We start from the raw sequence: 11,311 nt of genomic DNA on the forward strand, positions 1-11,311 counted from the left end.
TTCGGCAAGCCGGCGCAGAAGGCATGCTGCAGATGCGAGGAAGATGATGGCCGACCTGTCCGATCAGCAAAATGGTGGCACGGATACGCCCGGGGACGAGCATGACGAGACGCCCGCCAAGGCGGCGTCCCCGGCCAAGAAGCGCCGTATCCGCGCGATCCTGCTGGTGGTCGTGGTCGTGCTGTTGGTGGTCGGTGCGATCTGGTTCACGCGGTATCAGAGCTTCGGCAAGTTCCAGCAATCGACCAACGATGCCTATGTCCAGGCGGACAGCGTGATCGTGTCGCCCAAGGTCGGCGGCTATGTCGACAAGGTGTTCGTGCGCGACAACCAGTATGTCCGCGCCGGCACGCCCCTCGCCCAGATCGACTCGCGCGATTATACCGCGCGCGCGGCCCAGTCGCAGGCACAGATCGGCGTCGCCGCCGCCACCGCCCAGGGTGTGGAGGCGCAGATTCGCGAGCAGCAGGCGGCGATCACGCGTGCCGCCGCCGACCTCGCCTCCGCGCGGGCGGATGCGGCGTTCGCCCGGTCCGAGGTGGCACGCTATGTGCCGCTGGCGGCATCGGGGGCCGAACCGCGCGAGCGCCTGTCGCAGTTGCGCAACCAGGCGACGCAGGCGGATGCCCGCGTCAGCGCGGCACAGGCGGCGTTGACCAGTGCGCAGCGCCGCGTCGGCACGCTGCGCGCGCAGATCCGGCAGGCCGAGGCGCAGGCCGAGGGCGCAGAGGCGCAGCTTGCCGCGGCGCAGAGCGATGTGGGCGCGACCCTGCTGCGCGCGGCGATCGACGGCCGGATCGGCGACAAGACGGTGCGCGTCGGCCAATATGTGCAGGCCGCGACCCGGCTGATGACCGTGGTGCCGGTCGATCAGCTTTATATCGAGGCGAATTTCAAGGAAACGCAGCTCGGCCTGATGCGCATCGGCCAGCCGGTCACGATCGAGGTGGATGCGCTGCCGGGCGTTGATATCCCCGGCCGGATCGAGAGCATCTCGCCGGGTACCGGTGCGCAATTCTCGGTGCTGCCGCCGCAGAATGCGACGGGCAACTTCACCAAGATCGTGCAGCGCGTGCCGGTGCGCATCGCGATCCATGCCGATCCGGAAACGCGCAAGCTGATGGTGCCGGGCATGTCGGTCGAGGTCAGCGTCGACACCCGGTCGGCCAAGGGCGCCAGGGACCGCATCGCCCGCGAACAGGAAAAGCATAACGAGAGCATCCGCCGGTGAGCGCGGCCACCGCGGACGGTGTTCGCGCATCCTCCGGCAAGGCATCCGCCGGTACGCCCGAGCGCGCTGATGCCGCCGCCTGGCTGGCGGTGGCGGCGGGCAGCCTGGGTGCGCTGATGGCGACGCTGGACATCTCCATCGTCAATTCGTCGCTGCCCACCATCCAGGGCGAGATCGGTGCGAGCGGCACCGAGGGGACATGGATCGCCACCGCCTATCTGGTGGCGGAGATCATCATCATCCCCTTGGCGGCGTGGCTGGAGCGGTTGTTCGGCCTGCGCACCTTTCTGCTGATCGCGACGACGCTGTTTACGCTCTTCTCGATGCTGTGCGGCATATCGACCAACCTGACGATGATGATCATCGGGCGCGTCGGCCAGGGCTTTACCGGCGGCGCGCTGATCCCCACCGCGATGACGATCATCGCGACGCGGTTGCCGCGCTCGCAACAGCCGATCGGCAATGCGCTGTTCGGCGTGACCGCGATCCTGGGGCCGCTGGTCGGGCCGCTGATCGGCGGCTGGCTGACCGAGAATATCTCCTGGCATTATGCCTTCTTCATCAACCTGCCGATCGGCATCCTGCTGATCGTGCTGCTGCTGGTCGGCCTGCCGCACCGCAAGGCGCACCCGGAGGAGCTGTTCCGCGCCGACTGGCTGGGCATCGCCGGGTTGATCCTGGGGCTGGGCGGGCTGACCGTGGTGCTGGAGGAGGGCCAGCGCGAGCAGTGGTTCGAAAGCGAGACGATCATCATCCTGTCGCTGATCGCGGCGCTCGGCTTCGTGCTGCTGCTCGCCGGCCAGTTCTTGGCGAAGCGGCCGGTGATCAAGCTGTCGCTGGTGCTGGACCGGCAGTTCGGGTCGGTGGTGGTGATGGGCATATTGGTGGGTGCGGTGCTGTACGGCACCTCCTACGTCATCCCCCAGTTCCTGGCGACGATCGCCGATTATAACGCGCTGCAATCGGGCAAGGTGGTGCTGCTGTCGGGTATTCCCAGCATCATCCTGATGGGGTTCACCCCGCTGATGATCCGGCACCTCGACATCCGGTTCGCGGTCGGCGCGGGCCTGCTGATCATGGCGTCGAGCTGCTGGATCGACACCACGCTGACTGCACAATCGGCGGGCGGCGACTTCGTCGACTCGCAATTGCTGCGCGGCGTCGGGACGATCCTGAGCTTCCTGTTCCTGAACCAGGCGGCGATCTCGTCCGTCCCGCCGTCCGATGCAGGCGACGCGGCCGGGCTGTTCAACGCGGCGCGCAACTTGGGCGGGTCGTTCGCGCTGGCGGGGATCTCGACGGTGCAGGACCAGCGCATGTGGTTCCACAGCCGCCGGATCGAGGAAACGCTGAATGCCAACTCGGTGCGCGTTCAGGACTATCTGGGCGGGCTGACCGCCCAGTTCGGGCAGGAGGGCGCGTTTCGCACGCTGGCCGGCCAGATCCAGCGCGATGCGCTGGTCATGACCTTCAACGACATTTTCTGGCTGCTGGCGATCGGGATCACGCTCGTCACGCCGCTCGTGCTGTTCCTCCGGCCGTTGCCGCAGGGGCAGGCGATCGCCATGCATTGAGGAACGCAGTTCGATGCGCACGCTGATCCTTCCCTCCCTCGTCCTTCTCTCCGCCTGCACGGTGGGGCCGAACTATCAGGGGCCCGAAAGCGCCGGTGCGGTGGCGCCGCCCGCCAAATTCGTCCGCGCGCAGCCCGAGACGGTGGCGGCGCAGCCGGTGGTGGCGTCATGGTGGACCGGCTTGCGCGATCCGATGCTCGACCATCTGGAGGCGCGCGCGCTGGCGGGCAATCCCAACATCGCGGTGGCCGAGGCGCGGCTGCGTCAGGCGCGGGCCGGGCTGCGGCTGGAGCGGGCGAACCAGTTGCCGAACGCGAACGCGCAGGCGATGGGCGTCTTTGCGCGCCTGCCCGGCATCGACCTGGGCGGTGCGGAAGCGGGGGCGCAAGGTGGCGGCGGCGACAGCGAGTCGCTGCAATTCTACAATCTCGGCTTCGATGCGAGCTGGGAGGTCGACCTGTTCGGCCTGCGCCGCCGCGGGGTGGAGGCGGCGCGCGCCTCGCTGGGCCGGGCCGAGGCCGGCGTGGCGGACGTGCAGGTGTCGCTGACCGCGGAGGTGGCGCAGGCCTATGTCGCATTGCGCGACCGGCAGCAGCGGCTGGCACTGGGACAGGCAACGGCGGAGCGCCAGCGGCGGATGCTGGCCCTGACGCAGGAACGCTACGGCGCGGGCACCACCTCTGCGCTGGAGGTGGAGCGGCTGCGCACGCAGCTGGAGCAGACCGATGCCACGCTGGTGCCGCTGACCGCGGAGCGCGATGCGTATCTGAACGCGCTGGCGATCCTGGTCGGCGAGGCGCCGGGCGCGCTGGACACGATGCTGGCGACACCGGGTCGCGTCCCCCTGCCCCCGGCCGAGGTCGCGGTGGGCGATCCCGCCGCCCTGCTCCAGCGTCGGCCTGACATTCGCGCGGCCGAGCGGCAACTGGCGCAGAGCAATGCGCGGATCGGCGTGGCGGAGGCGCAGCGCTTTCCGCAGATCAGCCTGATGGGCATGCTGGGGCTTGGCGGCACCGATCCCGGCGACGTGTTCGACACCGGCAACCTGTTCACGCTGGGCATGCCACGGTTGAGCTGGAACTTCCTGGACTTCGGTCGCAACGCGGCGCGCGTGGAACAGGCCAAGGGCGTGCGCGACGAGGCGGCGGCGCAGTACCGCGCGTCCGTCCTGACCGCGCTGCGCGATGCCGAGGATGCCTTGTCGCGCTACGGCGCGCGCAGGCGTACGGTGGCCAGTGCGGCGCGAACCAAGGCGTCGGCGGACCGCGCCGCCGCGCTCCAGCAGCAGCGCTATGCCGCAGGGGCCGCGACGCTGATCGACACACTGGATGCCGAGCGGCAGCGGCTGTCGGCGGAACAGTCGTTGGCGCAGGCGACGGCGGCGATGACCAGCGACTTCATCGCGCTGCAAAAGGCGCTGGGTCTCGGCTGGGGGCCGGCACCGGCGTCGTGAGGTTCAGGCCTCCGCCCAGCGGCGGAGCAGATTGTGGTAGACGCCGGTCAACCGGATGGTGATGGGATCGTCCTGCCCGTCGCGGCCGGCGATGTCCTGCACGCTTTGGTCGAGTTCGAACAGGATGCGGCGGGCGCCGTCGTCGCGCACCATCGACTGGATCCAGAAAAAGGATGCGACACGCGTGCCCCGCGTGACCGGCGTCACCCGGTGCAGGCTGGAGGCGGGATAGACGACCATGTGCCCGGCAGGCAGCTTGACCCGCTGTTCGCCGAACTGTTCCTCGATAACGAGTTCGCCGCCGTCATAGCTGTCCGGATCGGACAGGAAGAGCGTGGCGGACAGGTCGGAGCGGATGCGAAAGTCGCTGCCGCGCTGGATGCGGATGGCGTTGTCGACATGCAGACCGAAGGCGTCGCCCCCCGCATAGCGGTTGAACAGCGGCGGAAACACCTTGAGCGGCAATGCGGCGGCGATGAACAGCGGCGACCGGGCCAGCGCGTCGAGCACCATGCCCCCCGCCTGGCGCGCGGCCGGCGAGCCTTCGGGCAATTGCGCGTTGCGCTTGGCCAGCGCGGATTGCGGGCCGGAGGTAGCGTTGCCGTCCACCCACTCCGCGACATCGATCAAGCCGCGCAGCCGGGCCACGCCCTCCCCGTCCAGCACATCGGGTATCGCGATCAACATGCCCTGCCCTCCCTCAACGTTGCGGCATAGCGGCGGAAGGCGGGGATGTCGCTGGCGGCGCACCAATGGATGACGCGTGCGGCAAAGGCGGGCGTGCCCCCGGCCACCGCGCTTGCCAGCCATTCGAGTGCACCCTCGACCTGTCCCCCGGCACCGAGCATCCGGGCGTGATTGAAGGCGGCGCGGAAATCGCCACCCTCGGCCGCCCGGGCGTAGCAACGCGCGGCCTTTGCCATGTCGCGCGGCCCCGCCCAGCCATCCTCGGCAAAGCTGCCGATGAAGTTCACCGCCTTCGCATAGCCAAGGTCGCCGGCCCGCTGCAGCCAGCGGAGCGCCTCCGCCCGGTCGGTCGCGACGCCGTGGCCGAGCGCCAGTTGCGTGGCATAGTTATACATCGCCTCCGCCAGTCCCTGCCCGGCGGCGATGCGGTAGCAGGCGACGGCGCGCCCGGCATCGACCGCGCAGCCCCAGCCCAGTTCGTAGCATCGCCCGACCATGTTGAGCGCCATCGGGTGATGCTGCGCGGCAGCGCGGGTGAACCAGTCGAGCGCCGCCCGCCGATCAGCCGGCGTTTCGGTGCCATCGAGGAGCATCTGGCCATAGACCAGCTGCGCCTCCGCCTCCCCCGCCTGCGCCGCGGCATGGACCAGTGCGGCCCGGGCCGCGCCGGGGGTCGCCAGCCGCGCGGCCAGTTCCTCGGGCGGCAATGCGGCGGGGGCGGGCCAGGCGGGATCGGAAATGGTCATCAGAAGCGGACGTTGACCGTGCCGAACACCGTGCGTCCGGCAGCGACATTGGCGTTGTGGGTCGTGAAGGCCTGGCTAAAATACGCCTTGTCCGTCAGGTTCTGGGCGTTGACGCTGAGTTCGATCATGTCGGTCAGCTTCAGCGCGGCGCGGGCATCGAAGCGCCAATAGCCGGGGATTTCACGCAACAGCACCTTGGTGGCGGGATTAACGGTCACCACGCCGGCCGCCGTCTGCACCGCGCTGCGATTGTCCTGATAGCCGCCATACATGCGATCCATGTAGATGGCAGTGCCGCCGATGCTGAAGCGGCCAAACAGTTCGACATTGGTGCTGGCCGAGACACTGTTCCGCACCGTCTGCGGCATCTGTCGGCCGGTATTGACGGAGGGCACGGAGACGATCTGCGCGGGCCGTCCGCCGGTGGCCGGTGCGGTCAGCGCGGTGAAACCGCCGTCGAGGATCTTCGGGTCGAGATGGCTGTAGCCACCGAACACCGTCCAGCCGGGCAGGATCATGCCCGACACCGAAAGCTCGATGCCGCGCACCCGGCTGCGCCCGATGAAATCAACCGTATTCGCATCGGTCAGCACGCGCGCGTTGCTGATGTCGGTCTGGAACGCGGCGATGCCCAGTTGCAACCGCTCGCCCATCAGGCTGGCCTTTGCGCCGACCTCGTACGACTTGGTCTTTTGCGGCTCCAGCGCTTCAAAGATCGCGCGGTTGGCCTCGGTGGTCAGGTTGGTGGGCAGCGCATTGTCCTCACGCCCCTCCCCGATCAGGCTGTTGGGCGGCGTGGCAGACGTGGCGTAGCTGGCATAAACGCTCGTCTCCGGCGTCGGCTTGAAGACGAGGCCCGCCTGCCAGTTGAACAGTTCGTCGGTGCGCCGGATGCGGGTCTGGAGTGCGCCCGGCGGGGTCAACACCGATTTGAACCGGTCGAACCGGGCACCCAGGTTCAGGATCAGTTGCGGCACAAGGGTGATCGAGTCGAAGGCATATATCGCCTGCGTCGTCGCATCCTGCTGCGTTTCGGTCGTGGGCGCACCCTTCACGATCGGGGTGGCGACCGTCGAGATGTCGCTGGCATAGTTCACCCACGGATCGCCGGGCGTCGGGGCGAACAGATCGGTACAATTGTAGCGCGCGATGGAAGTGGTGTTGCACCGCGGGCTGACCGTGCTGCCATTGGCGAGGACGAAGGTGCCCCGGCGGGCCTTCTCCCAGGCGAATTCCGCGCCCATCGCAAAGCTATGCTCGATGCCGCCGGTGTCCAGCGTGCCGTACAGATCGGTCTGGTTGACGATGCTGTCCACCACGCTGTGGCGCGTGTTGCTGCGCCGCCAGACATAGCCGCCGTTCAGCCGGTCGCCCCGCGTCGCCGGATCACCGGTGGTCGGATTGGTCGCGGCGGTGCCAAACACATTGCCCTGGCTGTCGTCGGGCTGGGTGAAGATGAACGCCTGCGTCGTATGGGCATAGCGTGCGGTGTTGCGCAGCGTGACCGTGCCGGTCAGGTCGTGCTCGATGCGGACCATCGCCTGATCCGTGGTGGTGTCGCGGAAATCGCGGTCGACAAGGCCATAGAAATTCGCCCGGTCGACTATGCCGGTGCGCCCCCCGATCGTGGTGAAGCGGCCGAGTGCGGGCGTGCTGACGATGGTGCCGGTGCCCGGCGCATTGGCCAGCGTGTAGCGATAGGGCAGTCCGCCATCGGGCAGTTCGTGGGTTTCCAAACGGTAGTAGCTGGCGGTCAACCGCGTCGGCGTGCCCAACCCGACCGTCAGCGAAGGCGCAAAGCCCCAGCGGCGATTGTAGATCGCGTCGCGCCCGGCAAAGTCCTGATCATGCCACAGGCCCTGGATGCGGAAGGCGACCGTGTCGGCCAGCTTGACGTTCATGTCGCCGGTGACACGCTTGAAATCGGCATTGCCGTAGCTGCCGGAAATGGACCCGAAGGTGCCGAGTTGCGGCAGCTTCGACACGATGTTGATCGTGCCGCCCGCGCCGCCGCGTCCGCCCAGCGTCGAATCCGATCCGCGCACCAGTTGCACCCGGTCCACGGCGAAGACCTCGCGGCTCTGCGAACCGATGTCGCGCATGCCGTCGAGATAGATCGACCCTTGCGCATCGAAACCGCGGATGAACGGGCGGTCGCCCATCGGATTGCCGCCCTCGGCCGCGCCGAACGTGATGCCGGGGATGGTGCGCAGCGCCTCCTGCAGGGTCGTCGACCCGGTCTGCTGGATCACGTCCGATGTCAGCACCATGACCGACCGCGGCGTATCGACCAGCGGGGCGACCTGCTTGGGATCGGCGTCTGGCTTGGCGCGGTGACCGTTGACGACGATCTCCGGCCGATCCTGGTCCGGCGCGGCGGCGGGCGGGGTCTTCGCCTCGTCCGCACCGGCCGGCGCGGTCGCGAACGCACCGATGCAGGACAAGGCCAGAAATGCGCTGGTTGAGCGCGTGGCAACAGCAGTCATAGGGTCCCCCTCAGATTTTGAGGGCCTGCTATTGCGAATCTATCGCAGCGTCAATGCAAGTGCGAGGCGGTCGCAGAAATAATTCAGCAATCATTCCTCGTCGGGATAGGGACCCTTGCCGCCCTCCGCGATGAGGCGGTCGACCCGCGCGTCGATGACGCTGAGCGGCACCGAGCCGAGCTGCAAAATGGCATCGTGAAAGGCGCGAATGCTAAAGCGTTGACCCAGCGCCTTTTCGGCACGGGCGCGGGCCGCCTGGATCGCCAACTGCCCCATATAATAGCTGAGCGCCTGACCCGGCCACGCGATGTAGCGGTCGACCTCGGTCGTTATCTCGTGATCGGACAGCGCCGTATTGTCCCGCAGATAGGTTTGCGCCTGTTCGCGCGTCCAGCCCTTGGCATGGATGCCGGTATCGACCACCAGCCGCGCCGCGCGCCACGCCTGGTAGGACAGCATGCCGAACAGGTCATAGGGCGTTTCGTACATGCCCATTTCCTCGCCCAGCGCCTCGGCATAGAGCGCCCAGCCCTCGCCATAGGCGGACAGGTAGGAGTCGCGGCGGAACTTGGGCAGCCCGTCATTCTCCATCGCCAGCGGCATCTGGAAGGCATGGCCGGGTGCGCTTTCGTGAAGCGTCAGCGCCACCTGCGCATAAAAGGGCCGTGCGGGCAGATTATAGGTGTTGACCAGATAGATACCCGGCCCGCCGCGCCCGCCGGTGTAGAAGGGGGCGAGGTCGGCCGGCACCGGCTTGATCGCGAAGCGGCTGCGCGGCAGGCGGCCGAACCACTCAGACGCCTTGCCGTCAAAGGTCTTGGCGATCCACGCCGCGCGGTAGAGCAGTTCCTCGGGCGTCTTGGGGTAGAATTTGGGATCGGTGCGCAGATAGGTGAGGAAGGCGGGCAGATCGCCCCCGAACTTCACCTGTTGCATCACCTGCTGCATCCGCGCGCGGATCTTGGCCATTTCGGCAAGGCCGGTGGCGTGGACCGCATCGGCGGTCATGTCGCGCGTCACATATTCGCGGATCTTGGAGCGGTAATAGGCGGTGCCGTCGGGCAGGTCGGCCGCGGCGGTGGTCGGTCGCGCACCGGGAATATAATCGTTGCGCAGGAAGGTCAGCAGTCGGACATGCGCCGGCACCACGGCGGTGGTGATCGCGGCGCGTGCCTCGTCGCGCAGCGTCTTCTGGGTGGCGGCGGGGATCGAGGCGGGCATCGTCCGCATCGGCTCCCAGAAGGGCGAGTCCTCGACCGACTTGGCCTCGGCCACCTGCGCGACACCGATGTCGCGGCCGGTCAGCGTCACCCGCGGAATGGTGAAGCCGCGCTGCAACCCGGCGCGCATATTGGCGATCTGCTGGTCGAAATAGCGCGGCACGTCGCGCAGCGTCGCGATGTAGCGACGATAGTCACGCTCGGTCACGAGGCGGCCGCGCGCCGCGCTGGCGATGTCGCTCCAGAAGCTGGTGTCCGCGGTCAACGGCATCTCGTAATCGCGGAAGCGTTGCGCGGCGAGCAGCGCGTCGATCTGCCCCTTATAGACAGCATAATCCACCTGCGCGGCCGGCGACAGGGTGGCGGGGCGGATCGCCTGCAGCGCCTTTGCGGTCGCCTCCCAGCGGGCGAGCCGTGCCGCCTGTGCTGCCGGGCCGACATCGGGCAGGCCGCTCGCGGTGGCGTCGGGCTTGTCCTCCCCGGGGCCCTGCTGCCGCTCGCGCCAGGCATATTCCTCGGTGTAGAGCGTCTTCAGCCGGGCATCGGCACTTCCCTGTGCCGTCGCGATGGCCGGCGCCGCGCTGGCCAACAGCAGCGCGGCCAGCGCACCTGCCATGCGCCCCGTCCGCGTGCTGATCCTGCGGGCATGATAGGGCATGGCTTCCTCCGGTGGCGATGGTGACGGCCTCAGGAAGAGGCAGGCAAGCTCCTTATATACAGTATAATATTATCGCCAAGCGGTTTAGGCGGAATCGCGCTCGATCAACAGCGGCGGCATGACGACGCCGGGCGCGTCCTCGCCCCCGATGCGCGCGAACAGCGCCTGCACCATCGCACGCGCGCCCGCCGCAATTTCCTGGCGGACGGTGGTGATGCGCGGCACCGTCTGCATCGCGAGCGGCAGGTCGTCATAGCCGACGACGGGGATCTGGTCCGGCACCCGGATATTGCGGTCGGCAAGGACGCGCATCGCCGTCATCGCGATCACGTCGGATGCGGCGGCGATGCCGTCGATCCGGTCGCCCACCGCGGACAGATGCTGCGCGATCTCCTGCTCCATGATGTCGGAGGCGAGATGCGTGGTCAGTTGCAGCGGACCGTCCGCCAGCCCGGCCGCCGCCATCGCGGCCGCCACGCCCTCGTAACGCTGGCGGATTTCGGGGGCACGCACATCGCCCAGGAACGCGATCCGCTTTGCCCCACGCGCGATCAGGCGTTCGCCGGCCAGTCGCCCGCCCGCGATATTGTCGCTGCCCACCGCACAGTGAACCTGATCCGGCATGGTGCTGCCCCATGCGACGAGGGGGCGATAGCGACGCGCGACCCGCTCGATCACCTCGAACTGGTCCGACTGGCCGATCAGCAGGACCCCGTCCATCATGCCGGAATTGACGATCTGTTCCAGCCAGTCGTCCGCGTCCGGAATGATCCGCGACAGCATGACGTCATAGCCGTTTTCGGTCAGCGCATCGGCAAGATGGCCGAGCATCGTCATGAAGAAGGGGTCCGACAGGTGCTGGCGCCGTTCATGGCCGAGCGGCACCACCACGCCGATCACGCCGGTGCGCTTGGTACGCAGGCGGCTGGCCATCTGGTTGGGGCGGAAGTCGTGCGCAGTGGCCAGCGCCTGGATGCGCAGCCGGGTTTCCTCGTTCACGAGCGACTTGCCCGCCAGCGCGCGCGATACCGTTCCCGCCGAAACGCCGGCCAGGCGCGCGAGATCGGCAATGGTACGAACGCGCGACTGCGCAGGATCGATCAGATTGTCACTCATCCCATTGTGTTTAGACGAAGAATTGCACGCGTAACAATCGGTTATGATAGCGTTCACGGCGATTTCCCCCGCCGCGTCACGGGACGGCGGCGGGGGGTGGTCTTTACAGCTTTTCGGTGAGTTCGGGGACCAGCTTGAAC

Annotated in this window: 8 protein-coding genes; 3 read left to right on the forward strand and 5 right to left on the reverse strand. The window is 67.8% G+C overall.

The annotated features are described in order from the left end of the window. Positions 1-43: 43 nt before the first annotated feature. Genes OXR08_RS10630 through OXR08_RS10640 form a run of 3 tightly spaced genes read left to right on the forward strand, consistent with a single transcriptional unit; the run spans position 44 to position 4,258 of the window. Complete coding sequence (locus tag OXR08_RS10630) at positions 44-1,231, forward strand: HlyD family secretion protein (RefSeq protein ID WP_267349665.1); 1,188 nt, start codon at positions 44-46, stop codon at positions 1,229-1,231. Next, a complete protein-coding gene (locus OXR08_RS10635) occupies positions 1,228-2,805 on the forward strand; it encodes an MDR family MFS transporter (RefSeq protein WP_149682979.1) in 1,578 nt (525 codons plus the stop codon). The genes OXR08_RS10630 and OXR08_RS10635 overlap by 4 nt, the downstream gene beginning before the upstream one ends. A 13-nt stretch (positions 2,806-2,818) precedes the next feature. After that, positions 2,819-4,258 (forward strand): efflux transporter outer membrane subunit, encoded by a 1,440-nt coding sequence (locus tag OXR08_RS10640; RefSeq protein WP_267349668.1) that lies wholly within the window; start codon positions 2,819-2,821, stop codon positions 4,256-4,258. A 3-nt stretch (positions 4,259-4,261) separates the two neighbouring features. Here OXR08_RS10640 and OXR08_RS10645 read toward each other — a convergent pair whose 3' ends face one another. From OXR08_RS10645 to OXR08_RS10665, 5 genes are all read right to left on the reverse strand, one after another. Next, the gene (locus tag OXR08_RS10645; RefSeq protein WP_267349669.1) at positions 4,262-4,945 is read right to left on the reverse strand and encodes a Fe2+-dependent dioxygenase; all 684 of its coding nucleotides are present in this window, start codon (positions 4,943-4,945) and stop codon (positions 4,262-4,264) included. Beyond that, positions 4,939-5,691 (reverse strand): tetratricopeptide repeat protein, encoded by a 753-nt coding sequence (locus OXR08_RS10650; protein ID WP_267349671.1) that lies wholly within the window; start codon positions 5,689-5,691, stop codon positions 4,939-4,941. The genes OXR08_RS10645 and OXR08_RS10650 overlap by 7 nt, the downstream gene beginning before the upstream one ends. Then, positions 5,691-8,177 carry a TonB-dependent receptor gene (locus tag OXR08_RS10655; protein WP_267349673.1) on the reverse strand — a complete coding sequence of 829 codons (2,487 nt, stop codon included), beginning with the start codon at positions 8,175-8,177 and terminating at the stop codon, positions 5,691-5,693. Before OXR08_RS10655 ends, OXR08_RS10650 begins: the two co-directional genes overlap by 1 nt. A 90-nt stretch (positions 8,178-8,267) precedes the next feature. Beyond that, a complete protein-coding gene (locus OXR08_RS10660; RefSeq protein ID WP_267349675.1) occupies positions 8,268-10,055 on the reverse strand; it encodes a DUF885 family protein in 1,788 nt (595 codons plus the stop codon). 84 nt (positions 10,056-10,139) lie between these two features. After that, entirely contained in the window at positions 10,140-11,171 is a 1,032-nt protein-coding gene (locus OXR08_RS10665) for a LacI family DNA-binding transcriptional regulator (RefSeq protein WP_112383184.1), read from the reverse strand. Positions 11,172-11,311 lie beyond the last annotated feature (140 nt).

Source organism: Sphingomonas sp. GM_Shp_2 (assembly GCF_026540875.1).
GTDB lineage: Bacteria > Pseudomonadota > Alphaproteobacteria > Sphingomonadales > Sphingomonadaceae > Sphingomonas > Sphingomonas carotinifaciens.

Coding starts and splice junctions, on each gene's coding strand:
- OXR08_RS10630 (WP_267349665.1), top strand. CDS start 44: ATGATGGCCGACCTGTCCGATCAGCAAAATGGTGGCACGGATACGCCC.
- OXR08_RS10640 (WP_267349668.1), top strand. CDS start 2,819: ATGCGCACGCTGATCCTTCCCTCCCTCGTCCTTCTCTCCGCCTGCACG.
- OXR08_RS10645 (WP_267349669.1), bottom strand. CDS start 4,945: ATGTTGATCGCGATACCCGATGTGCTGGACGGGGAGGGCGTGGCCCGG.
- OXR08_RS10650 (WP_267349671.1), bottom strand. CDS start 5,691: ATGACCATTTCCGATCCCGCCTGGCCCGCCCCCGCCGCATTGCCGCCC.
- OXR08_RS10655 (WP_267349673.1), bottom strand. CDS start 8,177: ATGACTGCTGTTGCCACGCGCTCAACCAGCGCATTTCTGGCCTTGTCC.
- OXR08_RS10660 (WP_267349675.1), bottom strand. CDS start 10,055: ATGCCCTATCATGCCCGCAGGATCAGCACGCGGACGGGGCGCATGGCA.
- OXR08_RS10665 (WP_112383184.1), bottom strand. CDS start 11,171: ATGAGTGACAATCTGATCGATCCTGCGCAGTCGCGCGTTCGTACCATT.